Source organism: Pseudomonas sp. NEEL19, from assembly GCF_028751975.1.
Lineage (GTDB): Bacteria > Pseudomonadota > Gammaproteobacteria > Pseudomonadales > Pseudomonadaceae > Aquipseudomonas > Aquipseudomonas juntendi.
Window position 1 is genome coordinate 2,835,053 of record NZ_CP081491.1, and the last position, 25,502, is coordinate 2,860,554.

24 protein-coding genes are annotated in these 25,502 nt (G+C 61.7%); 8 read left to right on the top strand and 16 right to left on the bottom strand.

Annotated elements, in window-relative coordinates; genetic code table 11:
* Window positions 1-45: 45 nt before the first annotated feature.
* The 9 genes from K4A76_RS12555 to pedF all read right to left on the bottom strand — a co-directional run bounded on the left by K4A76_RS12555 (window position 46) and on the right by pedF (window position 9,130).
* On the bottom strand, window positions 46-1,242 hold the full coding sequence (locus tag K4A76_RS12555; RefSeq protein ID WP_274410368.1) for an MFS transporter: 1,197 nt from the start codon (window positions 1,240-1,242) through the stop codon (window positions 46-48).
* Between the two features lie 44 nt (window positions 1,243-1,286).
* Entirely contained in the window at window positions 1,287-1,673 is a 387-nt protein-coding gene (locus K4A76_RS12560; protein WP_274410369.1) for an ectoine synthase, read from the bottom strand.
* Window positions 1,674-1,707: 34 nt separating this feature from the next.
* Window positions 1,708-2,229, bottom strand: a complete 522-nt coding sequence (locus K4A76_RS12565; RefSeq protein ID WP_274410370.1) for a hypothetical protein — start codon at window positions 2,227-2,229, stop codon at window positions 1,708-1,710.
* Window positions 2,230-2,872: 643 nt separating this feature from the next.
* Complete coding sequence (locus K4A76_RS12570; protein WP_274410371.1) at window positions 2,873-3,907, bottom strand: class I SAM-dependent methyltransferase; 1,035 nt, start codon at window positions 3,905-3,907, stop codon at window positions 2,873-2,875.
* 15 nt (window positions 3,908-3,922) lie between these two features.
* Window positions 3,923-5,464 (bottom strand): class I adenylate-forming enzyme family protein, encoded by a 1,542-nt coding sequence (locus tag K4A76_RS12575; protein WP_274410372.1) that lies wholly within the window; start codon window positions 5,462-5,464, stop codon window positions 3,923-3,925.
* Between the two features lie 543 nt (window positions 5,465-6,007).
* Complete coding sequence (locus K4A76_RS12580; RefSeq protein ID WP_274410373.1) at window positions 6,008-6,946, bottom strand: quinoprotein relay system zinc metallohydrolase 1; 939 nt, start codon at window positions 6,944-6,946, stop codon at window positions 6,008-6,010.
* Between the two features lie 38 nt (window positions 6,947-6,984).
* Complete coding sequence (locus K4A76_RS12585) at window positions 6,985-7,752, bottom strand: quinoprotein dehydrogenase-associated SoxYZ-like carrier (protein ID WP_054913001.1); 768 nt, start codon at window positions 7,750-7,752, stop codon at window positions 6,985-6,987.
* A 35-nt stretch (window positions 7,753-7,787) separates the two neighbouring features.
* Window positions 7,788-8,663 (bottom strand): substrate-binding periplasmic protein, encoded by an 876-nt coding sequence (locus K4A76_RS12590; RefSeq protein ID WP_274410374.1) that lies wholly within the window; start codon window positions 8,661-8,663, stop codon window positions 7,788-7,790.
* Between the two features lie 5 nt (window positions 8,664-8,668).
* Window positions 8,669-9,130, bottom strand: a complete 462-nt coding sequence (gene pedF, locus K4A76_RS12595; protein WP_274410375.1) for a cytochrome c-550 PedF — start codon at window positions 9,128-9,130, stop codon at window positions 8,669-8,671.
* Window positions 9,131-9,384: 254 nt separating this feature from the next.
* On the opposite strand from pedF, the gene exaA reads away from it, so the two are divergent.
* The gene (exaA, locus tag K4A76_RS12600) at window positions 9,385-11,280 is read left to right on the top strand and encodes a quinoprotein ethanol dehydrogenase (RefSeq protein ID WP_110679308.1); all 1,896 of its coding nucleotides are present in this window, start codon (window positions 9,385-9,387) and stop codon (window positions 11,278-11,280) included.
* Window positions 11,281-11,357: 77 nt separating this feature from the next.
* Complete coding sequence (locus K4A76_RS12605) at window positions 11,358-12,017, top strand: pentapeptide repeat-containing protein (RefSeq protein WP_054913002.1); 660 nt, start codon at window positions 11,358-11,360, stop codon at window positions 12,015-12,017.
* 152 nt (window positions 12,018-12,169) lie between these two features.
* On the opposite strand, the gene K4A76_RS12610 is transcribed toward K4A76_RS12605, so the two are convergent.
* Both K4A76_RS12610 and K4A76_RS12615 read right to left on the bottom strand, forming a co-directional pair.
* A complete protein-coding gene (locus tag K4A76_RS12610) occupies window positions 12,170-12,808 on the bottom strand; it encodes a response regulator (protein WP_274410376.1) in 639 nt (212 codons plus the stop codon).
* Complete coding sequence (locus K4A76_RS12615; RefSeq protein ID WP_110679310.1) at window positions 12,808-14,082, bottom strand: sensor histidine kinase; 1,275 nt, start codon at window positions 14,080-14,082, stop codon at window positions 12,808-12,810. The genes K4A76_RS12610 and K4A76_RS12615 overlap by 1 nt, the downstream gene beginning before the upstream one ends.
* Window positions 14,083-14,232: 150 nt before the next feature.
* Here K4A76_RS12615 and K4A76_RS12620 point away from each other — a divergent pair, with 150 nt between their 5' ends.
* The 6 genes from K4A76_RS12620 to K4A76_RS12645 all read left to right on the top strand — a co-directional run bounded on the left by K4A76_RS12620 (window position 14,233) and on the right by K4A76_RS12645 (window position 19,396).
* Window positions 14,233-15,426, top strand: coding sequence for an ABC transporter substrate-binding protein (locus K4A76_RS12620; protein WP_274410377.1), 1,194 nt, complete (start codon window positions 14,233-14,235; stop codon window positions 15,424-15,426).
* 30 nt (window positions 15,427-15,456) lie between these two features.
* Window positions 15,457-16,446 (top strand): YVTN family beta-propeller repeat protein, encoded by a 990-nt coding sequence (locus K4A76_RS12625; RefSeq protein ID WP_054913006.1) that lies wholly within the window; start codon window positions 15,457-15,459, stop codon window positions 16,444-16,446.
* The gene (locus tag K4A76_RS12630; protein ID WP_182389276.1) at window positions 16,443-17,183 is read left to right on the top strand and encodes an ABC transporter ATP-binding protein; all 741 of its coding nucleotides are present in this window, start codon (window positions 16,443-16,445) and stop codon (window positions 17,181-17,183) included. Before K4A76_RS12625 ends, K4A76_RS12630 begins: the two co-directional genes overlap by 4 nt.
* Window positions 17,180-17,971 carry an ABC transporter permease gene (locus tag K4A76_RS12635; protein WP_274410378.1) on the top strand — a complete coding sequence of 264 codons (792 nt, stop codon included), beginning with the start codon at window positions 17,180-17,182 and terminating at the stop codon, window positions 17,969-17,971. The genes K4A76_RS12630 and K4A76_RS12635 overlap by 4 nt, the downstream gene beginning before the upstream one ends.
* 140 nt (window positions 17,972-18,111) lie before the next feature.
* On the top strand, window positions 18,112-18,672 hold the full coding sequence (locus K4A76_RS12640; protein ID WP_274410379.1) for a PQQ-dependent catabolism-associated CXXCW motif protein: 561 nt from the start codon (window positions 18,112-18,114) through the stop codon (window positions 18,670-18,672).
* Between the two features lie 58 nt (window positions 18,673-18,730).
* Window positions 18,731-19,396: a response regulator transcription factor gene (locus tag K4A76_RS12645; protein ID WP_009681769.1), complete on the top strand. Its 666-nt coding sequence runs from the start codon at window positions 18,731-18,733 to the stop codon at window positions 19,394-19,396.
* Between the two features lie 52 nt (window positions 19,397-19,448).
* Here K4A76_RS12645 and K4A76_RS12650 read toward each other — a convergent pair whose 3' ends face one another.
* The 5 genes from K4A76_RS12650 to K4A76_RS12670 all read right to left on the bottom strand — a co-directional run bounded on the left by K4A76_RS12650 (window position 19,449) and on the right by K4A76_RS12670 (window position 25,475).
* Entirely contained in the window at window positions 19,449-21,344 is a 1,896-nt protein-coding gene (locus K4A76_RS12650; protein ID WP_274410380.1) for a PAS domain-containing hybrid sensor histidine kinase/response regulator, read from the bottom strand.
* Window positions 21,313-22,476 carry a nitric oxide-sensing protein NosP gene (gene nosP / locus K4A76_RS12655; protein ID WP_009681767.1) on the bottom strand — a complete coding sequence of 388 codons (1,164 nt, stop codon included), beginning with the start codon at window positions 22,474-22,476 and terminating at the stop codon, window positions 21,313-21,315. The genes K4A76_RS12650 and nosP overlap by 32 nt, the downstream gene beginning before the upstream one ends.
* A gap of 138 nt (window positions 22,477-22,614) precedes the next feature.
* Entirely contained in the window at window positions 22,615-23,802 is a 1,188-nt protein-coding gene (locus K4A76_RS12660; RefSeq protein ID WP_274410381.1) for a porin, read from the bottom strand.
* A gap of 375 nt (window positions 23,803-24,177) precedes the next feature.
* Window positions 24,178-24,777, bottom strand: coding sequence for an HAD family hydrolase (locus tag K4A76_RS12665; RefSeq protein WP_054913061.1), 600 nt, complete (start codon window positions 24,775-24,777; stop codon window positions 24,178-24,180).
* Entirely contained in the window at window positions 24,777-25,475 is a 699-nt protein-coding gene (locus tag K4A76_RS12670) for a hypothetical protein (RefSeq protein WP_274410382.1), read from the bottom strand. Before K4A76_RS12670 ends, K4A76_RS12665 begins: the two co-directional genes overlap by 1 nt.
* Between the last annotated feature and the right edge of the window lie 27 nt (window positions 25,476-25,502).

Sequence of the window (25,502 nt, forward strand, 5' to 3'; positions counted from 1 at the left end):
TGGTCCCGGGGTGTTTGCCAACAATTGCTCGCAGTGTGGAGATTTCTAGTTCCTTGGTATGGGGCTGGGTTGTGTTGCAAAACACCACATGGCTGCCGCCCCGATCATGGCGCTCAGCACTGCAAGCATCAAAATCACACCATCAGCACCCACCGAGGCCGCCAGCGATGCGACCAGCAAACCTGCCAACGGTTGTGACAGGTTGTTGAGCAACGTGATCACCCCCACCGTCTTACCGAAATCCTGCGCCGGAATGACACGCTGACGAACATTGCGCATATAGACATTGAACATTTTGTCAAAGCCGACAATTAGCAAAAAACCCAGCGCATAACCTGCAAGGTTGGAACTCATGGCACTGATTAAGCCACCGACGATGATCATCGAATAGCCCACACTGCCCATTATTCGAAGCGGCATCGACACCCGGGCGAGCACGAACAAGATCAAGATCGTGATCACCGCGCCGATCGCTTGCAGGCCTGCGTAAGCGTCATCGTCTGCGCCATGCTCACCAAGCACCATGGCCGCTGAGGTGGCCAGAGTGACCCCGACGACCAGATTGACGCCGATAGCCAAGGTTATGACCTTCTTGAGTTCGGGCTGCTCACCAATGTGCGCGAAGGCGATGCGCACGGGTCGAAACCAGATGTTCCCCTGCTGCTCGAATAGCGGCAGCGTTACCTGGCTGGCCCGCTGCCATATCCGCAGGCTCAGATCGGCCAGCAGGAACAGCCCAGCGATCCATAGCGCTACCCAGTCCCACGCCATCATCTGCAGCAACGCGGCCGCCAGTAGCGGCCCAAGTACCAGGCCGGTCTGATCTGCGATCTGCGAATAGGCAAGTGTTCTGGTATAGCTGTAGTGCTTGAAGATATGCGGCATTACCACCTCGCGGGCCATGACGCCCTGGGTGGTCAGCACCCCACATAACGCCGACAGTACCACCAGCCAAGCCAAACCTCCGAAGAAGGCATGGAGCCCCACTGCCAGTACACAAAGCAAGGCTCGGTAGATTTGGCTGATGTGCAGGATTCTGATGGGTGAGAATTTATCGCAGAGTGCGCCGCATATTGGAAACGCGAGAAAACGCGGGAGTGACTCGACGAAGAATGCCAGCCCTGCCCAGGCGACGCTGTTGGTTACCTGGAACACTACCAGCGGCACAATGAATAACAGAACCTGGTCCGCTAGGCGCGAAAGAAATAGCGAAATGAAGAAAGCAAGGTAATCCTTGCGCATGCTCGGCTCCTCAAGAAAAGCGGGAATACAGACCTGACCGTCCCTCAGTAGGCCGAGCCCGAGCGATCGTTGAGGTTGTGTTTCTCGTCACCGCGCAGTGGAGGATTGAACACACTGACCAGTATCAAATCCTGCTGATCACCGCCTCGCAGGTAATGTCGATCATGTTGGTCCAGTACATAAACGTCCCCGGGATATATGGGATAGACATTACCTTGCATATCTTCAACCTCACCTTGTCCACCAATGCAGTAGCATGCCTCCAAGTGGTTCCGATAATGCAAAAGCGACTCGGTGCCGGCACGAACCACTGTGTGACAGATGGTAAAGCCCATGGCGTCACGTTCAGTGATTAGCCGATGACTAGTACCGGCACCCCACTCTACGAAGTAAGGTGTCTGTTCCACTTCAGATATTCTGCGAATAAACATGTAATCCTCTTTAAGAAACGAGATTGAATTAAGGTCATGTTTGGCTTGGAGTGCTGCGTCGCAAGATGGCTTCTCCGCTAGCCAGCATCGCATCACTCCAAGCCAAATCACGATGTGCAGCGATAGCCTGGATGTCGTACCAGTGCCGCTGAAATGGATGTCCAGCCGACAGGGAAGATGCGCCAAGCCACCTCACTAGGCGCTGCACAGCTTTCACGCACTGCATCGCCAGATAGGCACGATCGCGGCGTAAATCCAGAAGTTGCAAAGCATTAAGGACGCGATCATGAGTGCCAGCGTCATGCAATCGTGAGATCAATGAGCTATACAGAAGCCCGGCGCTTTGCAATTGCGCAGCTGAGTGAGCGACCTGCTCAGCTACCCTTGAATCGCTGGCTAGGGATTCATTGAGCGTTGCGACGAAGGCTTCATGTGCTCCCTCCGCACAGCCGAGCAAAGGACCGATGATAGAGGTGCTGAGGAAGGGCACCAATGGCACTTGATCAATGTAATCCGGTCCTGATTTAGGTGGCTGCCGGCCTACGATCTCGTGCATGGCGAACACTCGATCGTGGGGCACGAGCAGTTGGAAAGCCTCGATGTCGTGGGAGCCGGTCGCGGCCATTCCACAGCTGTCCCAGCTGTCAAACCGCTTAACATCTTCCGCGGCAATCAGTACAAGGAAGCGTGGGATATGCCCAGCCTCTGGGTGTTTCTCGCAAGGTGCGTTGAGTATCAACCAAGTCGCATCCTCAATACCTGAGCTGAACCGCCAGCGTCCGTTTACACGTATGCCATCCGGTTCGTAGGTAAGTTGGCTGCTGGCGCTCGAAGACGCTGAGGCGAAAAGCTGCCGAAGGCCACCGGCGTACAGTTGACTCTGGCACGTCGGAGGGAGACGTCGGACTAAGCAACTGTGTGCACCGACCAAGGCTATTATCCACCCGGTGGAGGGACAGGCCCTCGCAGCAATCCGCGAGCTCTCCACCACTGTGGGCCAGTGCGAACTCTGCGTTGCAGGTGCGTGAGGGGACAACAAATCCAGCCACGAACCAATGAATAACTCGTTGAACGTATCCCGGGTCAAGCGACGGTTTGACTGCGCTGTTTTCGCCCGCTCGCGCCAGCTTGGCAAAAGGTTTAAGGCCCGTTGACAGAATTCGGGATTGGCAGCGTGATGCAAAGCCGGTGGGAAATATTCAGACATCGCCCGTCACCTCTGACCCATCATGATGTACCGATGCTGAACCCAGTCGCGGACCTTCAAAGCAAAAGCCCGGTGGCTGGGCGATCGGACCCAGCAGGCTGAGGAATTGCTCGATGCGTTGCGTATCGTTCGAAGCTACAAATTCGCAAAAATTGCTGCTATTCCAAAGCATATGGACGTGTTTGAAGCGAACCGACAGGGCGCTGGCAAGCTCGTCCCAACTAACCTGTCCATTCTGCATTTGTGCAAGCATCTGCTCGCGTTTCCAAAAAATTTCATCCTCCGTGAAGTAGCGGGTTTTAAATACTTCATCCTTTACACGTTCTCGCCGCCGATACTCTTTTAAATCGGGATGGTTGAGCTTCTCAAGGAAAAAAACCAGTCCGGTGGGCTTCAAGCAACGTTGGATGTGATCTATTTGCTGACCGCGATCACGACTATAGAACTGGAATGCTGCCATTTCGTAAATGAAGTCGAAGCCGTGCTTGAAGGCGTGATATTCGCGCTTTTGCAGCAAGTCCGTGGTCACCTTGAAGAATGAGTGTGGGTAAAAGTACGACATGGCTGGGTCAGCATGCCGTTCGAATACGACCTGATTGGCGAGATTTGGAGAGCATGTGAAACTAACGATCAAGCCCTTCGAGTGGCCAGCCAATGCACGTCCATTGCTGCCATCAAACCCATCTACTTCAAACATGCTATACCGCTGCCCAGCAAGCGGCGGGTTGGCCGAGACCAGTCGAGAAAGCGCCACCCCAACCCTGGAGAGCTCCTCGAGTATGTAAGGTACGCTCGCCAGAAAATGAGAAAAAAGTGGACCTGCACCCGCAATTAATCGATCGTGGTACTCAAGCACCTGAGGATCATCAATCTGTGATTTGATATGACTGTCCAGAGGCTGCGATGGTACTTGGCTCGCACCAGTAGCAAGGTCGTGAAAATATGTAGCCAACTTCAGCATGGCGCTCTGTTCCAGGTCATGATCTAGGCTGGCTTCGCCCAACGATTGCTGCGAAAAAGTGTCCATGCTCCACTCCATCTGTCAGATCAGAACTTTAGTACTCAACTTACCCGAGTGGGTTTTTGGCAAAGCATCAGCGAACACGCAGTTAGCCGGTACCATGTGCCAGTCTAATGAAGCTTTACAGTGTTCGATAAGATCTTGCTCGCTGGTCTGCGCCTTGCCAGACTCGAGCACAACATAAGCCCGCGGAACGTGCCCGGCCAATTCATCCTCAACTGGCACAACCAATACCTCTGCAACCGCATGATGCGTCGCTAGGCACTGTTCGATTTCCCGCGGATTTACCTTCCAGGCACTGCGTGCGAATACATCATCCTTGCGTGCCACGTAATACAAGTAGCCTTGGGCATCTTGCTTGAATAAGTCGCCCGTGCGGAACAGTCGTGAGTGGCCGAATGCATCGCGTACGATACTCACGGCGTTAGCTTCCGGCATATTCCAGTACTCGAGCATAAGGTAGCTACTGGCAACCAAGAGTTCGCCGACTTTTCCGGGATAGTCGATGGCTCGACCGCCCTCATCAACTAGATAAACATTCACGCCGGGCAAGGGTTTGCCCACAGATGCCGGGCGCCGGTCAATTTCTTCGGGGGGGAGGTAGCTGACGCGTTTGCATTCGGTTAGCCCGTAGCTGGAAAAAATTAGAACTTGTGGAAATGCTTTCCGAAACTGCTGAATATGTCGAGCATACAGAGACTGACCACTGCTCGAAATGTATCTTAGACTTCGAACTCGTGCTTCCCAATCTGGACTACTGTGGGCAAGCAACGAAAATATTGGGGGAAACACATGCATGGCGGTCACCCCTTCGCGCTCTACCACTGCCACAACATCTTCTGCAGTAGTAGCAGGCTGACTTTCAATCACGGCAGTACCGCCGATATAAAGTGGCATCATTATATTATAGACACCGTAATCAGATGCCAGGGTCGAGTAACTTAGGATACGATCGTTGGCGGTATTGGCTAGGTAAGCGGTCACTCGACGTGTAACGTCTATCATGATTCGATGGTTGACTAGCACGCCTTTCGGATTGTTGGATGACCCGGATGTATAGAATATTGAAGTAGGCCATTCGGGATCTTCACATGTTCCCGAAATATCCGGGTTTGGCAGCTCAAGCCTTACCGAAGTGGCATCCGACAGCTGAATCACTCGGTGCGGTAGGGAGGTGCATGGGCATGTAAGCAGTATCCATTCCAGTCCAACCGCCTCCATCAGACCTGGAAGATCCTCGGTGCAGTCAGTGATCAGCACCCGAGCGCCTGAGTGCTTGAGCTGATGAATCAACTTAATGCGACTCAACGTGTGATGAACCGCTGCTGTAACAGCCCCAACTTCGAGCACCCCAAGATAAGCAGCAATCAGTTCGACCGACACAGATGAATACAGCCCCACTCTGCTGCCCGGAGTAACTCGTAGATTACGCAATACAGATGCGGTGTAACTCACCTGTTGCTGAAAGGTTTTATAAGAGGTCGCGACACCATCTAAAACAATCGCTGATTTATTAGGAAAAACTCTGGCACGACTGGCAATGACTCGATGTAACAAACACATAACTCTCTATCCTCTCAGTCCATTGCTTGGGTGCTAACGGCGCTTTCTTGCGCACACGGATATTAGCTGTTCTAACACTGATCGTAACGGACTGCCACCCGATTGATGATTATCAAGGATCGACCATGCATAAGTTCTGCGGCAACACCTTATGATCATGAGGGCAATTATCCAGAAATATCCCGAATTGACTTTCCACCTTGCAGGAATTTAGTTATTAACTAATGCTTGAAATGTATTCTGACCCACACGAGAAAACCACATATACGGTTTAGCGGAAGGAACCCCATAGTGCACATAATGCAAATATCAGGAAGCTTGCATGGCGCATATTCGATCATCACTCTCGATGGCTCGGCACGTAAAGATGCTCCACCACCAAAAAACTCATGTCAATAAAATTGTGCGCGCGACAAAATGATTTTTGTCACGCCGCAGTGACATTCAACTTGAATGCGCACAGACATATATTTTTATGGGAAATATCTGTAAGAATTCAGGAAGGGTAATGAGGTTAGCAACATTCTTAACAAACGCTGAGATTTATATCGGCGACGTACTATCTACCCGCCGAAGTTGCTGGCGTTCGTACCGCGGGTATAGGTGGCTGACACTGCGAATAAGTTCGTAACGCGTCAGGCTCAGGCCAGCAAAGCGCTCGGGTATCGGGCTGCGGATCATTTCGGCCATATCGTCGCCACGGGCGGCGCCGTCGCGCAGCAGGTTGTGCAGCCAGGTGAGGTAGTCGCGCATCTGCACAAAGGGTTGCGCATCACTGGCCAGCGGCCCGTGGCCGGCTACCAGCTGCTTCCAGGGCAGCGCCTGCAAGGTGTCGAGGTCGTGCAGCCATACATCGAGGCCCGGGCTGTTGGGGGTGGTCAGGGCACGCTGATAAAACAGCAGGTCGCCGGCAAACAGCACCCCGGTCGTTTCATCGAGGATCGCCAGGTCCGCACCGGTATGCCCGCGTAGCCCGAGCAGGCGCAGGCGGTGCCCGCCCACCTCGCGCACACCCGGCTCCACGACTCGGGTCGGCAGCACCACCTCGGTGCCTCCCATCCAGTCACCAACCAGGCGGTACATGTTTTCCGCCATGGCATCGCCTTGCTCGCGCAGCAACGCTGCGGTGCCGGCCAGGGCGCCGATGGGCACGTCGGTGAACGCCTGGTTGCCCAACACATGGTCCGGGTGATGATGGGTCAGCAGCACTTCCAGCACCGGCTTGTCGGTCACCGTGGCAATCGCCTGGCGCAAGGCCTCGCCATAGCGTCTGGACGGCCCGCTGTCGATCACCACCACCCCCTCGTCGGTCACGATGAAGGCCGTGTTGACCACGTTGCCGCCATTGGCCTTGGCGAAATTGTCGGTACTGCCCTCCAGCAGCCAGGTACCCTCGGCAATCTGCCGGGGGGCGAGCCGGTAATCCAGGTTGGCCTGGGCCGGAAGGCCCAGGCACAACAGCAACAGCAGGATCCAACGCATGGCAGGCGCCTCGGTTCAGGGGTGGATGGCGACCGCGCTCAAGGCACTGCCGCCTCGAACTGGTTACCGCTGTTGTCCTGCAACAACAGCCGGGTCGGCCCGGGGCCCTGGATATCGAAACTCAGGTTCGGGTTCTCGCTGACCGCCGGGTACAGCGTCAGGCTGGCCAGGCGCTGGCCATCGGCGCCTTGCAACTCGGCATGGTTGAGGTAGAACTCGGGAATGCCACTGACCAGGCCGTTGTCCATCGGGTGCGCCACCTGCAGGCGCAGGCGGCTGCTGTCGCCACGCGGGTAGCGGCCCCCCAGCACCTCGCCGAGGTGCTCTTCCCAGCCGGGCTGGGTGCGCACCACGCTGGGGGCGGTACAACCACCGCCGGCAGCATCGATCAGGGTCGAGCCCACGTGCCACAGGCCGTCGCGCGTGAGCACCGCCGCGCGAAGTGGTGTGGCCTGCTCGATACGGATACGCAGCGATAACCACGGCAGTACCCGTTCGCCGGGCTGGAAGTCGACAATGCGCGGCAGCGGGTTGAGTTCGGCCCAGGCAATGATGCGCACCACCTCGCCAGTGAACGCGCGGGCATCGATTTCCAACGGCACCTGGCGTGCGTCCTCGGCAAAAGGGGGAGCCAGCAGCTTGACCCGCTCATCGAAGACGAACGCTGCCTGGTCGAGCAGTTGCTTGTGGTAGAAGTCCCACATCACCGAGGGCACCGGGTCCTGGCTGGCACGCGGCTCGCTGGCCAGGGCCTGGCTTGCCCAAGGTAGCCAGCAGGCCAGCAGCAAGGTTGCTTTGAGGTTCATGATCCGCTCCCATTTACCGGGCTGCCGAGCCCAGGCTACTGGTACATTTCCGGCACCTGGTAACGCAGGCCGTACTGGGCATAGATCGCCTGCATGCGCCCCTCCCGTATCAACACCTCTAGCGCCTCCTCGACCGCATAGGCCAACTGCCGGTTGCTTTCATGCACGGCCATGCCGATGTCCCAGGCCTGCTTGCCCAGGTTGGGGTACGCATTTTCCGCCAACGCCAGCTGTGGGTTCGCGGCCTCATGCAGTTGCCAGTCGACCTCGCCGCGCATGGCCATCACCGCGTCTACCTCACCGGCCTGCATGGCGGCGAAGGCTTGCTGCACGCCGGGGTAATGGTGGGTCTTGGCGCTGAGCATGCCGTTGAACACCGAGGTCAGGTAGAACGACGGCACGCTGTCGACCTCTACCCCAATCGGGTGCTGCTGGAATACCGCGACACTGGCCACCGAAGGCAACCGGCGGCGGTCATAGGCCACCTGCCAACGTTCTTGCTGATACGGGCCGAACATCACCACCTGGGCGTTTTCCAACTCGCCCAGCTCGTTGCGCCTCTGCGCATAATCGTGGTCGTAGGGCACCCGCAGCATCAGGTCTGCCAATTGCTGATGGCGCAGCGGGCTGCCGCGCCAGATGTAGTCCCGCAGGTCGTCGTCGAGCTTTTCCCCAGGCGGCGCCCAGATCAGTTTCAGGCGCACGCCCATCGCCTCGGCCAGTGCCTGCGCCAGGTCCACATCCACGCCCCGCGGCTGGCCGTGGTCCTGGAAACTGTAAGGCGCAAAGTCCTTGTACACCGCTACCTTGAGCTCCCCGGCGGCGATGATCGTGTCGTAGTTGCGCACTTGCGCCTGGGCCGCCGCACAGCACAGCAACAGGGCACCGAACAGCACCGCCATCAGGCGCATGGCCGTTACTCCTCGACGTGCACGCTGTCCAGGTATGTGCGCACCGCCCACAAGGCCTCCTGGCTCAGGTAGTCGGCCATTTTCGGCATGTACACGCGGCCGTCGCGCACCGCGCCATGGCGCACACGCTCGACGAACCATTCATCGCCGGCGTCGCCGACATCGAGCAGCCGCAGGTCCGGGGCAATGCCGCCAGACTTGGCTTCCAGGCCATGGCAGGCCGCGCAGTTCTGGTTATAGGCCGAGGCGCCGATCTCGACTGCCTTGTCGTGTTCCGGCGAGCTACGGTAAGGGTTGACCGCCGCCCAGCCGTCTGCGTCCAGGCTAACCCCAGCGTCCTTGACCGGGGTCAGCCCCTTGGTCTCTACCGCCTGTGGGACTACATTGCCATGGGCCCAGGCCGTACCGGTCATTACCGCGCCGGCCAACAAGCCTGCAGCAAGCCACACATTGCGTTTTGTTGTCATTGTTATGCCCTCACCATTGCACGCAAAGCCTCAACCACAGAGGCCGTGTCGCCATCTTAAAAACACCCGGCATACGGCCGAATGCTGCTTTGGTGGTCGCGCCTTACTCCCTTGGTAGTAGGGCTTGTGGCGAACGGCCAAATGAGGTGCCGACCGGGAACTCTTCCCGGCAATGGCGGGATTTTTTCCGTATCCGGCGAGCGCCCCGGCGGCCCACCCTGTGCAGGCCAAAACCTCCACTGGGAACTGCAACCATGACAATAAGATCGCTACCCGCCCTTTCCCCGCTGGCCTTGAGCGTGCGCGTGCTGCTGATGGCCGGTAGCCTGGCCTTGGGCAGCGTGGCAACAGCGGCCACCCCCCCTGCGGCAACTGCCACCAAGAACGTCACCTGGGAAGACATCGCCAACGACCACCTCACCACCAACGACGTGCTGCAGTACGGCATGGGCACCAATGCCCAGCGCTGGAGCCCGTTGGCCCAGGTCAACGACAAGAACGTGTTCAAGCTCACCCCGGCGTGGTCCTACTCGTTCGGCGACGAGAAGCAGCGCGGCCAGGAATCGCAGGCCATCGTCAGCGACGGTGTGGTCTATGTGACAGGGTCGTACTCACGGGTATTTGCCCTCGATGCCAAGACCGGCAAACGCCTGTGGACCTATAACCACCGCCTGCCCGACAACATTCGCCCCTGCTGCGACGTGGTCAACCGGGGCGCCGCCATCTACGGCGACAAGATCTACTTCGGCACCCTCGACGCGCGGGTCGTGGCCCTGGACAAACACACCGGCAAGGTGGTCTGGAACAAGAAGTTCGGCGACCACAGTGCCGGCTACACCATGACCGGCGCGCCGGTGCTGATCAAGGACAAGACCACTGGCAAGGTCCTGCTGATCCACGGCAGCTCGGGGGATGAATTCGGCGTGGTCGGGCAATTGTTCGCACGCGACCCGGACACCGGGGAAGAAGTGTGGATGCGGCCTTTCGTCGAGGGCCACATGGGCCGCCTGAATGGCAAGGACAGCACCCCGACCGGCGACGTCAAGGCACCGTCCTGGCCAGACGACCCCACCACCGAAACCGGCAAGGTCGAAGCCTGGAGCCATGGTGGCGGCGCCCCTTGGCAAAGCGCCAGCTTCGATCCGGAAACCAATACCATCATCGTCGGGGCGGGCAACCCGGGGCCTTGGAACACCTGGGCGCGTACCTCGAAAGACGGCAACCCGCACGACTACGACAGCCTGTATACCTCCGGCCAGGTCGGTGTAGACCCGAGCACCGGCGAGGTCAAGTGGTTCTACCAGCACACCCCCAACGACGCCTGGGACTTCTCCGGCAACAACGAACTGGTGCTGTTCGACTACAAAGGCAAGGACGGCAAGGTGGTCAAGGCCACCGGCCACGCCGACCGCAACGGCTTCTTCTATGTGGTCGACCGCAACAATGGCAAGTTGCAGAACGCCTTCCCCTTCGTCGACAACATCACCTGGGCCAGCCATATCGACCTGAAGACCGGGCGCCCGGTGGAAAACCCCGGCCAGCGCCCGGCCAAGCCGCTGCCGGGTGAAACCAAAGGCAAGCCAGTCGAGGTTTCACCGCCATTCCTCGGCGGCAAGAACTGGAACCCCATGGCCTACAGCCAGGACACCGGCCTGTTCTACATCCCCGGCAACCAGTGGAAGGAGGAATACTGGACCGAGGAAGTGAACTACAAGAAAGGCTCGGCCTACCTCGGCATGGGCTTCCGCATCAAGCGCATGTACGACGACCACGTCGGCACTTTGCGTGCGATGGATCCGACCACCGGCAAACTGGTGTGGGAACACAAAGAGCACCTGCCACTGTGGGCAGGCGTGCTGGCAACCAAGGGCAACCTGGTGTTCACCGGCACCGGCGATGGTTTCTTCAAGGCCTTCGACGCCAAGACGGGCAAGGAGCTGTGGAAGTTCCAGACCGGCAGCGGCATCGTGTCCCCGCCCATCACCTGGGAGCAGGATGGCGAGCAGTACATCGGCGTGACGGTCGGCTACGGCGGTGCGGTGCCGCTGTGGGGTGGCGACATGGCCGAACTGACCAAGCCCGTTGCCCAGGGTGGCTCGTTCTGGGTGTTCAAGATCCCGAGCTGGGACAACAAGACCGCCCAGCGGTGATCGCCTGAGGTGGCGTATACCCGGGGCCGCGTTGCGGCCCCTTCACCTGGTGCTTACACCCACGAGAGCCATTCGCCATGAACTACCTGCCCATTGCCCTGCTGTTGGCGCTCTCGCCTGCCCTGGCCGCACATGCCGAAGACGCTGGCGACGATGCCCCACTGACCATCAACGGCTGCGTCATCGCCGAAGCCAGCCAGTGCCCGGGTGCCAACCTGCGCGGCGCCAACCTGGCCAACCAGGACCTGCGCAAGATGAACCTGGCCGGCGCCGACTTGCGCGACGCCGACCTGCGCCACGCCCAACTGGACCTGGCCAACCTGGAAAAAGCCCGCCTGCAAGGCGCCAACCTGACCCGCGCCAGCCTGCAGCAGAGCAACCTGCGCCTGGCCGACCTGAGCAATAGCCACCTGGTGGCCATTCAGGGCTGGGGCCTGTTCGCCCAAGGCGCGCAGTTCGAGAACGCCGACCTCAGCGCGGCCTATCTGCAGTTCGCCCGGTTGTCCGGGGCCAAGTTGCACAAAGCCAACCTGCAGGCTGCGGACCTCGAAATGGCCTGGCTCAGCAAGGCCGACCTGCAGGAGGCCAGGCTGACCGACGCCAACCTGCAGGAGGCCAAGTTCGGCCAAAGCAACCTGGCGCGCGCCGACCTGCGCGGGGCACGGCAGCATTACGGGAATTTCCAGGAGGCCAACATGGAGGGATGCACAGGCTGCCCCGAAACCTGGGACAAATGACTGATTGCGCCTGCCTGTAGGAGCGGCCTTGTGTCGCGATGGGCTGCAAAGCAGCCCCGGCAATTTGTGCACCATGCTGAAACCCTGGGGCTGCTTTGCAGCCCATCGCGACACAAGGCCGCTCCTACAGGCAGCCCATCGCGACACAAGGCCTACCCCGCTACCCGCACCAGCCCCAGGTCAATCCCCAGGTGCACCAGCTCGGCATGCGAGCTGACCTGCAGCTTGCTCTTGAGCAAGGTCAAATGGTTGGACACGGTCTTGCCACTGATGCACAGTTGCTCGGCAATCAGCCGCGCCGGGGTGCCCTTGGCAAGCATGACGAAAATCTCCAGCTCGCGCTGGGTCATGCGCTGCAGGCGCGGGTCGCTTTCATTGTGCGGGGTGGTGCAGGCCAATTGCGTGGCCAGCGGCTGTTCAATGTAGGCATGCCCGGCCAACACACGCTGCACCGCCTCGATCAGCACCTCGGGCGCCGAATTCTTGGTCAGGTAGCCCGACGCCCCGGCCTCCAGCGCCTGCCGCACCAGGGGCAACTCGTCGTGCATGCTGAAGAACAGCACTCGCAGCTGGGGCAGGCGCTGACGCAGCCGGCGGGTGGCTTCCAGGCCGCTGATGCCCGGCAGGCCGAAGTCCATGACCACCAGGTTGGGCACCTGCTCGTGCACCAGGGCCAGCGCCTCTTCGCCACTGGCCGCTTCGCGCACCTGGATGTCTGGCATTACCGCTCGCAGCAGGCTGGCATAGCCTTGGCGGACCACAGCATGGTCGTCGACCAGTACGATATTCATCACACCTCCTTGGGGATGTTCAGCGCCAACGCCCAACCGCCACCCGGGCGGCTGAAAATGCGTAATTCCCCCCCCAGGCTGCGCGCGCGTTCGGCCATCGAGTGCAGGCCAACCCCAGGCCGGCGCGGTTGGCGCGCGCCGCACCCGTTGTCGCGCACGAACAAGCGCAACCCCTTGGCGCTGCGCTGCAGGCGCACCCGCACCTGGCTGGCGCCGGCATGCCGGGCGACATTGGTCAACGCCTCCTGCAGCAGCCGGTACAAGTGCGTCCTGCTCGGCGCGGGCAAGTCTGGCAAATGCTCGCCAACCCGCAGCCGGCAATCGATGCCCTGCCTGGCCTGCCACTGGCTCACCAGCAGGCCAATGGCCTGCGCCAGCGGCATGTGTTGCAGCGCCACCGGATACAGGTCTTGTACCAGGGCACGAAACCCTTGCTGCAAATGTTCGCAATTGAGTTCCAGTTGCTGTGTGGTCTGCTTGACCACAGCGGGCTGGTCGGCTGCCATGCGCAGCAGGCAGCCCTGGGCGCGGATACCGGCCAGGTACTGCCCAAGATCATCGTGCAGGGCCTGCGCCAGCCGGGTACGCTCCTGCTCCTGCACCGCCAGCAGGGCCTGGGTCAGTTGCGCATTGTCGGCCCGGGCCTGCTCCAGGTTCGCCACCATCGCGTTGAAGTGCGCAGCCAACTGGCGTGCCTCCGGCAGGTTGGCCTCGCGCAAACGCACGGCCAGGTGCCCCGCCGACACCTGCCGCAGCGCCCCCAGCAATTCAGCCAGCAGCCCCATGGCCCGCCCGACCGCCCAACGGATGGTCACCAGGCTCAATACCAGCGCCAGGCCGCACAAGCTCAGCAATTGCACCAGCGACTCCCAGACTTCGTCGATTTCATCGCGGGCATCCACGGCAATCAGCACCCGCCGACCATCGCTCAGTGTCAGTAAACGGCCACCTGGGTGGTGTTGACCGAACAGCTGGCGGCCCAGCCAGGCATCCACACCGGCATCCCCCGGCAACAGGGCGGCATCGCCAGCTGCCAGCCAATGCACCCGCACATGGCGCAGGTTCTGGGTCAGGCCCGGCTGCAAACTGGCCGGGTCACGCTCGGCAGTGTCGGCAAGGTAGGTCACCACGGCTTCGGCAGACTGCAGCTCACGCTCCACGTCGGCCACAGCCTGGTGCAGCAGCACCCCGGCACAGGCCACCGTCACCAGGGCGAAGCAGCCGGTGACCCAAAGGTTGATGCGCCACAGCGCAGACAAGTTGAACAGGCGCATGGGAGCTCTCTTCAGGGGTGCCGAGGCCCATCGTAAAACCGTAGGTGGCGCGGGAAATTACTACCTTGGTACCGGCCGAGCGCTACTTTCTGCATATTTCCCGCGCCCGGCGGGGTTCCTATGCTGGCGCCATCTGCCGTGGAGTGTGTCATGCGCCAGCCTGCCCACCTTGCCTTGTTCTGCCTGCTGGCCCTGATCGCCGTGTTGTCCGCGCCCCATGCGTCGGCCGCTGCGGGCCAGGCCGACGCCCTACTGCACGTGGGCATCGGCTATTTGGGCTACCGGCCCGACCCGGGCCCGCTGCTGTCCAATATCATCCCCGAACCGGCCGACGCTGGCCTGCAGGGCGCCGAGCTGGCGATCGTCGACAGCAACAGCACCGGCCGTTTTCTCAAGCAACAGTTCCAGCTGACCAGCGCTAGCGTGGACAGCCCCGAGGCGCTGTTGCAGGCGGCCCAAGCACAACACGACCAAGGCCTGCGCCTGTTCGTGGTCAACGCCCCGGCCACCAGCCTGCGCGCGTTGGCCGCGGCGCTGCCCGACAGCCTGCTGTTCAATGCCGGCAGCCCCGACGACAGCCTGCGCAGTAGCCAGTGCCTGGCTAACGTGCTGCACAGCCTGCCGGGCCGGGCAATGCTCGCCGATGCGCTGGTGCAGTTCCTGGTGCTGCGCAAATGGCAACGCGCGCTGCTGGTGGTCGGCCAGACCGCAGATGACCAGGCCTACGCCGCCGCCCTGCGCCGCTCGGCGAAACGCTTCGGCGTGCAGCTGGTCGCGGAAAAAGCCTGGACCTTCGACAACGACCAGCGCCGCAGCGCCCAGGCCGACATGCCGCTGTTCACGCAAACCGCCGAATACGACGTGGTGCTGGTGGCCGACGAACGCGGTGACTTTGGCGAATACCTGCCCTACCAGACCTGGTACCCGCGGCCAGTGGCGGGCACCCAGGGGTTGACCCCCACCGGTTGGCACAAGACCGTGGAAACCTTCGGCGCGGCGCAACTGCAAAAACGTTTCGAGGCCCAGGCCGGGCGCTGGATGAACGACCGTGATTTCGCCGCCTGGATGGCCGTGCGCAGCATTGCCAGCGCGGTCAGCAAACTGCGCCAGGCCGACCCACGGGCGCTGCAACAGCTGCTGCTCAGCGAGCAACTGCCCCTGGACGGTTTCAAGGGCCGCAAGCTCAGCTACCGGCCCTGGAACGGCGAGCTGCGCCAACCGATTGCGCTGGTACAGCCTCGCGCACTGGTCAGCACCTCACCACAAGACGGCTTCCTGCACCCCTTCAACGAAATGGACAGCCTGGGCTACGACAAGCCCGAAGTGACCTGCACGTACCCCTGAGCCGACAACCACAACAATAAGGAATACGCCATGCGCCGCCCCCTGCTTTCCCGCGCCCTGCTCTATCCCAGCCTGCTGACGGGCGCCCTGGCGCTGGCCTGCGGGCATGCGCTGGCCGCCACTGCCTGGGTGTCCAACGAGAAGGACAACAGCCTCAGCCTGATCGACCTGCAGACCCTGGAGGTCACCGAAACCCTTGCGGTCGGCCAACGCCCTCGTGGGCTGCTGCTGTCGCATGACAACAAGCTGCTGTACATCTGCGCCAGCGATTCCGACCGGGTACAGGTGATGGACGTGGCCACCCGCAAGATCATCAAGGAACTGCCCTCCGGCAAGGACCCCGAGCAGTTCGCCCTGCACCCCAACGACCGCTGGCTGTACGTTTCCAACGAAGACGATGCGCTGGTGACCGTGATCGACACCGTGACCGACCAGGTACTGGGGCAGATCGATGTCGGTATCGAGCCTGAAGGCATGGCCGTCAGCCCCGATGGCAAATGGGCGGTCAATACCAGCGAAACCACCAACATGTTGCACTGGATCGACACCAGCACCCAGACCCTGGCCGACAGCACCCTGGTCGACCAGCGCCCGCGCTTCGTCGAATTCAGCCAGGACGGTTCCAGGCTGTGGGCCTCGGCGGAAATCGGCGGCACAGTGACCGTCCTTGACGTTGCCACGCGCCAGGTGCTGAAAACCCTGAACTTCCAGATCAAGGGCGTGCACCCGGACAAGGTCCAGCCGGTGGGCATCAAGCTCAGCGCGGACGGCAAGTATGCCTTCGTCGCCCTGGGCCCGGCCAACCATGTGGCGGTGATCGATGCCAAGACCTACGAGGTGCTCGATTACCTGCTGGTCGGGCGGCGGGTCTGGCAGTTGGCGTTCTCCCCCGACCAGCGCCGCTTGCTGGCCACCAACGGGGTCAGCGGCGATGTATCGGTAATCGATACGCAGAACCTCAAGGTGCTCAAATCGGTGAAAGTCGGGCGCTACCCTTGGGGCGTGGTGGTCACCCCATGAACGCCCTCGAGGTGGCCGATGTGAGCTTCGCCTACGGCCAGCGCGAGGCGCTGCGGCAGGTCGGTTTCAGCCTGGCACCGGGCCGTTTTGCCGCGTTGCTGGGCCCCAATGGCGCCGGCAAGTCGACCCTGATCGCCCTGCTGACCCGCCTCTACGACCTGCAGCACGGCGATATCCGGGTGTGCGGCTGCTCGTTGCGCGACACCCCGCGCCCGGCGCTGCGGCAGATGGGCGTGGTGTTCCAGCAGAGCACCCTGGACCTGGACCTGAGCGTGGAGCAGAACCTGCGCTACCACGCCGCGCTGCATGGCCTGTCACGGCGCCAGGGCAACCAGCGGGTAGAGGCCGAGCTGGCGCGCCAGGGCCTGGGCGAGCGCCGCCACGACAGCGTGCGCGAGCTGAATATCGGCCACCGCCGGCGGGTAGAAATCGCCCGTGCGCTGCTGCACGAGCCACGCCTGCTGCTGCTCGACGAGGCCAGCGTCGGCCTCGACCCGGCCAGCCGCCTGGCGCTCAACCAGCACGTGCGGCAGCTGTGCCGCCAGCAGCAGTTGAGTGTGCTGTGGACCACCCACCTGCTGGACGAAGTGCAGCCTAGCGACGACCTGCTGATTCTCCATCAAGGGCGCCTGGTGGCCAGCGGTACCGCCGATGCCCTGAGCTTGCAGCACGGCGGCGACCTGGACCATGCCTTTGCCCACCTGACCCGGCAGCCTTCAGGAGCCCACACCCGATGAACGCCTACTGGCAGTGCTTCAACGGCATCATGCTGCGCGAATGGCTGCGCTTCGTATTGCAGCGCACGCGCCTGCTCAGTGCCCTGGTGCGCCCGTTGCTGTGGTTGCTGGTGTTCGCTGCCGGTTTTCGGGCAGCGCTGGGCATTGCCATCATCGAGCCGTACGACACCTACATCCCCTACGAGGTGTACATCATCCCGGGGCTGGCCTGCATGATCCTGCTGTTCAACGGCATGCAAGGGTCGTTGTCGATGGTCTATGACCGGGAAATGGGCAGCATGCGCGTGCTGCTGACCAGCCCCCTGCCGCGGCCGTTCCTGTTGGCCAGCAAGTTGCTGGCGACCTCGCTCATTTCCCTACTGCAGGAGTACGCGTTCCTCGCCATTGCCTGGGTGTACGGTGTGCAACCGCCGGCGGTGGGGTTGCTGCTGGCACTGCCGGCGCTGCTGCTGGTGGCGTTCATGCTCAGTGCCCTGGGGCTGCTGCTGTCGAACGCCATCCGCCAGCTGGAGAACTTTGCCGGGGTGATGAATTTCGTGATTTTCCCGCTGTTTTTCCTGTCTTCGGCGCTGTACCCGCTGTGGAAGATGCGCGAAGCCAGCGAGTGGCTGTACTGGCTGTGCGCGGTAAACCCGTTCACCCATGCCGTGGAGCTGGTGCGGTTTGCCTTGTACCAGCGCCTGAACCTGTTGGCGCTGGCGGTGTGCCTGGGCTTGACGGTGCTGTTCACGCTGCTGGCGATCGCCACCTTCAACCCCCAGCACGCAGCGTTGCGCAAGCCACGATGATCCTGTGGCCTGGCGCGGCCCAGGCTTACGGGCGGCGCTAAGTCACCTACTACTTTAGTACTGCGTTTACTGTCTATCGTCGCATTCACAAAGCACCGCTACTGGCATGTAATGGGTTCATAACAAAAAGGAAGAACCCCATGCCACGTGCCCTGCCCCGGCTGCCACGCCCCTTGCTGGCGGCACTTTCACTGAGCCTGACGCTGGGCACCGCCCAGGCCGACACGGCGCCGCTGTTCTCTGCCGACGGTTACCGCATCACCCTTTACCGCAGCCCGACCCCGGCCCAGGTCGACGGCGCCCAGGTGGTAGACACCGCCACATTGCAACGCCTGCTCAGCCAGCAGCCGCGGCCGGTACTGATCGACGTGTACCGCCGCCAGTGGCTGCAGGGCCGCTTCATCGAAGACGAGCCGCACGCCAACCTCCCCGGCAGCCTGTGGCTGGCCAACACCGGCGATGGCGAGCTGAGCCCGGCCTGGCAGGCGTACTTCGCGCACAACCTGCAAAGCGCCACCGCCGGGCACACCGACCAGCCTGTGGTGTTCTACTGCCGCGCCGATTGCTGGCTGAGCTGGAACGCGGTAAAACGCGCTAAAGCCCTGGGTTATCACAACCTGTACTGGTACCGCGACGGCGTTGACGCGTGGCAGCAGGCCAACCTGCCGCTGCAGCCGGCGCAACCGGTGCCTTTGCCCTGATCTGTTCAACTGCCACTGCGTGCCCTGCTCCATCCAATAAAAACAAGGTGAAAAGGCCATGTACAAAATTCTGATTGCCGACGATCACCCCCTGTTTCGCGAAGCCATCCACAACGTCATCAGCGATGGGTTCCAAGGCAGCGAGGTCATGGAAACCGCCGACCTGGACAGCGCCCTGGCGCTGACCCAGGCGCATGACGACCTCGACCTGATCCTGCTCGACCTGAACATGCCCGGCATGCACGGCCTCAACGGCCTGATCACCCTGCGCAACGAAGCACCGACCACGCCGGTGGTGATCGTGTCGGCCGAACAGGAGAAACAGATCGTGCTGCAGGCCATCACCTATGGCGCGGTGGGTTTCATCACCAAGTCCTCGCCGCGCGCACAGATGATCGAGGCGATCGAGCAGATCCTCAACGGTAATGTCTACCTGCCGCCCGACATCATCCGCGCGCAGAAAAGCAGCACCGGCCGGCGCCAGAACGATGCGCCGAGCTTCCCGCCGGAAATGCTCCAGGCCTTGACCCGCAAGCAGTTGCTGGTACTGGAACGCATGACCAAGGGGGAATCGAACAAGCAGATCGCCTACACCCTGGATATCGCCGAGACCACGGTCAAGGCGCATGTGTCGGCGATCTTGCGCAAGCTCAATGTGCACAACCGCGTGCAGGCCATTCTCAGTGCGGGCGATATCGACTTCGCCGACTACCTGCGGCGCTGACCGTCTCCAGCTTCATGGGGGCCGCGTTGCAGCCCCCATAGCACACCCGGCCCTAGCCTTGAGTGCCCAGCAAATGGCTCATTGCAGTTTTCAATTTCAACGGCCGCACCGGCTTGTGCATCAGGGTATGGCCCAGCTCACGGATCTGCTGCTTGAGGTCGTTGCTGTAGTTGGCCGTGATCATCAGCGCCGGTAGCGGCTGGGTACGGCGGGCATTGATGCGCGCCACCGCGTCAAGGCCGTTGCAGTCATTGTCCAGGTGGTAGTCGGCAATCAGCAGGTTGGCCTCGGCGTGGTAATTGTCCACCTGGCGCGCCAGGTCTTCCTCCGACAGCGCGGTGATCACCTTGCACCCCCAGCCTTCGAGTAGCGTGCGCATGCCGGCACAAATGGCCGCATCGTTGTCCAGCACCCAGACTTGCGCCCCACGCAGGCGTTCGAACATCGGCTCGCACACAGGCTGGCTCGGCTGCGCCTTGGGCGCAACGGTGCTCAACGGGACCTCGACGGCAAACACCGATCCCTTGCCCAGCCATGACCGCACGCGGATGCGATGGCCCAGGATACCGGCGATCTTCTCCACGATCGCCAGGCCCAGGCCCAGCCCGCGATCCTGCTCGGGGCGCTGCACATCACCGCGCCGGAACTCCTGGAACATTTCCTCCAGGTGTTCTTCGGCGATGCCGATGCCGCTGTCCCACACCTCGATCCGCAGGCCGCCACGCAGGCGCCGGCAACCCAGCACCACCCGCCCGCTGCGGGTGTAGCGGATGGCATTGCTGAGCAGGTTGCGCAGAATGCGCGCCAACAGCTGGATATCACTGCGCACCACCGCCGAACACCCTACAAAATGCAGGGCCAGGCCCTCGCTACGCGCGACCTGGGCATATTCGGCCGCCAGGTTGTCCAGCAGCTCGCTGAGCGCGAAAGGCGCGATATCGGCCTTGATCACGCCCGCATCAAGCTTGGAAATGTCGACCAGGGTGCCCAGCAGGCTCTCCACATCCTCCAGCGAGTTGCTGACATTGCGGACCAACTGGGCACTGTGCTGCGGTTCGCGGCTTTCCAGCAACGCGCTGGTGAACAGCCGCGCCGCATTCAGCGGTTGCAGCAAATCATGGCTGACCGCAGCCAGAAACTTGGTTTTCGACAGGTTGGCCTGTTCGGCCTCGCGCTTGGCTTCGCGCAGCCGCGCTTGCGCCTGGCTGCGCTCTTCGATTTCCCGCAGCAACTGGTCGTTGAGGCTGGTCAGCTCCGCCGTGCGCTCACGCACTCGCTGCTCCAGATGCTGATAGGCCTGGTGCAATGCCTGCGCGGTATTGCGCCGCTCGGTGATATCGCGGATCAACACGAAAATACCCACCACCTCGCCGCTGGCCAGGCGGTTGGGGACATAGGAGCGCAGCATGTAGCGCTCCTGGCCCTTGACGTTGGTTTCGGCAAACTCGAAGGTCACGCTCTCGCCCGCCAACGCCCGCGTCACATAGGCCTCGAGGCGTTGGTAATGCTGTTCGCTGTGGGCCTCGCGCAGGCTTTGCCCCAGCATCACGCCACGCGGCCAGCAGTACCATTCCTCGTACACCTTGTTGGTGAATTCATAGACCAGGTCGGCATTGAGGTAGGCGATCAACGCCGGAACGTTGTCGGTAATCAGGCGAATCTGGTGCTGGTGCGCGGTCTCGGCCCGCTGCCGGGCCTCGCTGAGCAGGTGGTTCACCGCCTTCAGCTCGGCCATGGCCTGGCTCAGCGCATCGGTGCGCTCGCGCACCTGCTCGGCCAGCACCACCGAATGCTGAAACGCCGCGTACGGGTCGTTGCCGCGGGTGACCCCGGACTCGACACGTTCGATCAGCGCACCATTGATGCGCTGCAGCTTGTGGTTCTGCTGCTGCAGCCGGGCCAGCTCGGCCTGCAGGTCAGCGACCGACAGGAGGCCGGTTGCGGGCAATGGCGACGCCGGTGAAGGTCTGGTTGATATGCATGCCATTGAACTGTTCTCCGTAGGTGTTGAACCCGATCACCCGTTGCTCGCGCAGAAACGCCCCCACCAGTTCCAGGCTGTGTTGCCCCTCCAGTTCCAGACGCCGCAGGAAGCAGTCGCAACCAATGGTCAACAACAGCGGGCCCAGGCGCTGGTGCAGGCCGTCGAACAGCTCATGCAGGTTCGGCAGCAACGGCCCTGGGGTCATGGCCGTGAGCACGATGCCGTTCTCCACGGCACAGTAGAAACTCAGGCTCAAGTCATCGTGCACACGCTGGACGGCGCGCATGTAGTACTGGTCGTGAATGCGCACGGCCAACGGGTGCGCGGCGAACACCCGGTAATCGAGCGCCGCCACCGGCACACCGATGAGCCGGGCATATTCCTCGGCAGCGGGTTCGGCATTCAGCTCGAATACCCGGCGCTGGCCGCTGTCGGCGCCAGTGACCACCAGTTTTTCCTGGCGCGGCTGGATGTGATGGGTGGTGAACACTTCGAAGTCGAGCCAGGTGTTGACCAGCACCACCACCGCTGCGCCGCTGTGGAAGGCGCCGCCGTGGTAGACATGCGTGCGGTTGAGGTAGTTGTCGTCGCCGGCCGAACCGCCGAAGTGCGGGATGTCCCCCAACGCCGCGCTGAGGGCAGCGAGGACCATCTCCTCCCGGCTGGACAGCCCGTCGAGCAGGGTCAGGGCAAAGCTGTGGCCCTTGATCGGCGCCAACGAATTGCTGCGGCAGGTGCCGACCAGGCGCTCGACCATCTGTTGCGCATCGATGAGGCTGAAGTGCTCCATTTCGTCGATCAGCCCGGTGGCAATGGAAAAGTGCCGGTGATCGAAGCCCAGCGCGGTCACGCAGTTGCGGCCGTACCCCTGCGGGGTGATTTCGCCGGCACTGGTGCACCCCACCAGGCGGATGCCGCCAAACCCCTGTTCCAATGCCTGGGCCAACTCCTGGAGGTTGTATTCGGCAGAACAGAAAAAAAGCACCAGGCCCAGGTGGGGGTGCAGGAGCTGTCGCGCCAGGTCCTGGGCGGCCAACCGGGCATCGGTGGCCTGGGACATGGCGCTGAGCACACCGTCGTTGAGGGCCTGTTGCATCAAAGTCTCCGGCGCAGGGCGGCTGAAGGTGCAGTGTACGAAGCCGGGTACGTGGGGCGAATGCTACTTGGGTAGCGGGTGGGCGGTTCCAAGGGTGTAAGTGCCAGCTTCACCTGCGCCTGCCTTGCCGCCCCGTGCTTACCAGGTCAGCACCGCGCCCACAGCCAAGGTATCGGTGTCTTCGTTCTGCGCACTGCCCTCATGCCCATCGATGGAGAACTGGTTGTACTCGGCCACCAGCTTGAGGTTGTCGTTGACGTCATGGAACAACGCCACCCCACGGGTCGTGTAGTCGGCACCGCTGCCCACCGCACCGTTGCCATCGTCCTTGGTCTTGCCATACGACAGCGCCACGCGGTTTTTGCCGAACTTGTAGGAGCCCTGTAACAGGTAGCCGTCGCTGTCCACATTACGCAACACCGGCTCGCCCGCGTTATTGGTGAAGAACGGGTTGATGCCCTTGGCCTGGAACCCAGAGCCGGTCAATGACCAGCCGCCCAGCTTCGCCTGCACCCCATAGCCGACCCCCTTGGAGGTGACGGACTGGACCGTCGAGTCGGTGTTGTCCGAGGTCTGGTAGCTACCGTTGACCCAGCTGTAGATCTGCGCCCCCGCCAGGTCGAACTGGTAGGTGATTTCGCTCTCGGTGCGTGGGTTTTCCTGGTAGGCCTTGCCGGTCGGGCTGCTGTCGTTGGTATCCACAGGGTCCATGATGCCCACCGCCACGCGCAGGCCGTCCATCACCGGCGTGCGGTAGGTGATCTGCGAGGTGGGGAATGGATAGGGGTAACCGCTGCCGATGTTGCCGAACGACACCCCGCCGCCATCCACCAGGCCCAGCGTGTCACTGACCTGGCCATAACCGGCCAGCAGCTCGTCCAACAGGATGTTGGAGCGCGCGAACAGGCCAAAGTCCTTGCCGATCAGCACTTCTCCCCACTCAGGGTTGGCCACCGTGCCGTAGAACTGGCGCACGTCGATGGCGGTATCGGTGCCGTTGGTTTCGCTGTCGTTGATGGTGACCCAGAACGACGCCCGCGCGCCGAGTTTCAGGTCGTCTACCTGCTTGCCCATGTTGAAACCGATGTAGTTGGGCAAAAAGCCCATCTTCACCCGCGACTGGCGCCGGTCGAACTGCTCGCCCTCGCGGTCGACCTTGCTGTTGACATAGAAGGCGTTGATGTAGCCATCGGTAGAGAATGTCGTCTGGTCCTTGTCGTACAGCATGATCTCGGCCTCGGCGGCACCGCTCAGGCCCAAGGCGGAAACACTGGCGAAGGCAGCAGCGAGAAAACGAGGCGGCAGGTGCTTTTTGTTGTTGTGCATGGCGCGCTCCAAACGGGGGACAGGGTGTCGGAGGCGATTATCAGAAGCCGACAGGCCACCCGGAACGCTGCTTTGGCGTGGGTTGGCGGGTGCTTTGGGGCGGAGGGTGTGGCGCGGTGATTTGGTCTTGGGACCTGCTGGGGTCGGGGTGGCAAGACTTAGGGTGTAGGCAGGCGTGGCAGGCGGGTATCAATACGCATGAATGAACCGGGGCCTGGGGTCCCTGTGGGAGATTCTATGGTTTCTGGCAAGGGTAGCCGCAGCATCTCACAGGCGCTGCATATCTTCTGACAAACACCTGTCAGCCCTGATGCGGTCCCTGTGGGGCTGGCCTGCCGGCGATGGGCTGCAAGGCAGCCCCAATTACACGACGGTTCAGGAAGCCAGTGCCTGCGAACGCGGGCACGCGGGCATCTCGTAGCGGTGTGGCTGCTGCCGGGCCAGGCGGGCCTGCACGTCCACCGCTGCGGCCTTGACCTTCTGCGCCCAGTGCTGGTCCTGCGGGCACACCACCACAACGCGGAAACCATGATCCACGCCTTCCAGCCGCACGCCTTCGGAGTCATCCACATGCAGGTCGATATCGAACGCCGAAGGCAGTTTGGACGGGGAATGCGCCAGCCCATTCCGCGCCAGTATGTGCTGGTGGCGGTCACTGTTGACCACCCCGTCGACATGAATGCCGTACAGCAGCAACCAGCGGCGGATGTACGCTGGGGTGCGCCCGGACGAGGTATAGATCCAGATGCTGCAGCCCTGGCGGCGCAGGTCGCGAATCAGCTCGCGGGTACCGCTGCGCAGGGGCTCACCGAGCCAGCGGTGGACGAAGCCCGGCAACCTGCTGTGCTCGGCAGCCGCGTGCTCAGGCTGGCAGGCCAGGGTGTCGTCGATATCGAACGAAATGCGCACCTGGCCACGCTTGAGCTTGCGCTCGATGGCCTGCCGCCCGCGCTCTATCAGGGTGAACGGTTGCATCAGCGCCCCCCCGCGCAAACAGGCACCGCGGTGGCGCCCAGGAAGAACTTGCCGGGCGCAGGCGACTTGGCTTCGAGGAACGCGGCGTACTTTTTCTTGATCTTGGGCAGTTCGTACAAGGCCTTGACACCGTGTTTGGCGGAATTACGTATGACCGAGGACGGGTTGAAGTAGCCCTCGGCGTTGTCCAGCGACAGCACGAATGGCGGCAGCCCGGCACGCATCAGCAGGTAACTGACGATGAGCGAGCCGGTGCGGTTGTTACCTTCGATGAACAGCTGTGGCTTGCTGAGGATACGCACGTACACACCGGCTGCCCGCTTCCAGATCGAATCGCTGCGGTAGGCGCAATACCAGTTATGCAAGTCCTTGATGCCACCTTCCACATTGTTGAAAAAATGCGCTTCGGTCGCCGCCAGGTGCGCCGCGAACTCCACGCGCCGGGCCGGATCCCGGCCACACAGCACCGTGGCATTGATTTCCAGCATCAGGTTCAGCTGTTGCAGGTCGAACAGGTCTATTCCGCGAGCGACATAGTCGTCAATCAGCGCGTAGCCTTCAACCACATTCAGCAGCACCTCGTCGGTGAACGGGTCCCGCGGTTCGGTGAAGTGTTGGCTCAGCTCGGCAAAACGGCCCTGCACCTCGCGCAGAGCGCGCTCTACCGCAGACAGATCTAATCGACGCATCGGTTGCATTGGAAATCCTGGGTAACACTTTAACCA